The 1,049-nt window shown below is 55.2% G+C and carries 2 protein-coding genes; both read left to right on the forward strand.

Features of this window, described 5'->3' with window-relative positions:
- A partial coding sequence (locus ADADOO_RS04110; RefSeq protein WP_511275247.1) for a hypothetical protein occupies window positions 1-668 on the forward strand: 668 nt, incomplete at its 5' end.
- 49 nt (window positions 669-717) lie between these two features.
- Window positions 718-1,049: hypothetical protein (locus ADADOO_RS04115; RefSeq protein WP_511275248.1), on the forward strand; the 332-nt coding region annotated here is incomplete at its 3' end.

The following is a 1,049-nucleotide window of genomic DNA, read 5'->3' on the forward strand; positions in this document are numbered from 1 at the left end:
AGGTTCAGGCCAATATGCGCAGCGTCGATACCAGCGGCTTTTTCGACGAAGTGGCCGAAGCCATCGGCAGCAATTTCAATGTCCTCAAGGACGTCCTCGAACGCATTCGCTGGTCACAACAAAAGGAATACGCCAGCACGACCATCCACCTCGACAAGAAATCACCGGCTGAAACCAAGGCCATCTCGGCCTTCTGCCAGCAGCTTTACGATTTTTCCTTCGTCGCCAAATGCTTCCACAACCAGCCGGAAAACAATGTCCGGCTGATTTTGCAAACAGCGCCGACCATCCGCAATTTTTTCAATGGCGAATGGCTGGAATGGCATGCGCTGATGACCTGCCTGCGCTACGCCAAGGAACGCCAGCGCCGTTTTTCCTGCGCCCGCGGCCTCAATCTCGTGCTGAGCAATGGTGATCCTTATGAGATCGACGTTTTCCTGCTCATCGACGGCAAGTTGCCGATCTGCGTCGAGTGCAAGAGCGGCGAATTCCGCCAGAATATCGACCGCTACCTGGCACTGCGCAAACGACTCGGACTCGACGCCAAACAATTTGTGATGTGCATTACCGGCCTGAGCGACGAAAACGCCAAGGCTTTTTCCGCCATGTACGACCTGACTTTCGTCAACGAACGCGGCCTGGCCGACCATCTCGGCCGACTTTTCTAAACGCCCCGACAGCCAACCCGGCAGCATTCGATGCGCAAACCGGAACTGTTTGCCCAAGAAACAACCTAAGTCGAGTACCCGATTCGAAGATTCGGGCTCCAGCCGGAATAATTTGGCCGCAGCGCCGGACTGCAATGTTTTCCTGAAAGGAAACCAAATCATGCCAACGATGGGTGAAGAAGCGGTCGACAGAATCCGCCGGGATCATGAGCACATGCTGCATCTGATCGAGCGCATCCGATCCGAATGCACCGAGCGCGGCAAAATCGACAACTGCAGCGCTTGTGGCGCCAACCACAAAGGGGTCTGCCACGGCAATATCGAGCAGATGATCCGCGCCTTCGTCGAGACCACGCTGAAACATAACCTGATCGAATTGAT

The organism is Azonexus sp. (assembly GCF_036170495.1).
Classification (GTDB): domain Bacteria; phylum Pseudomonadota; class Gammaproteobacteria; order Burkholderiales; family Rhodocyclaceae; genus Azonexus.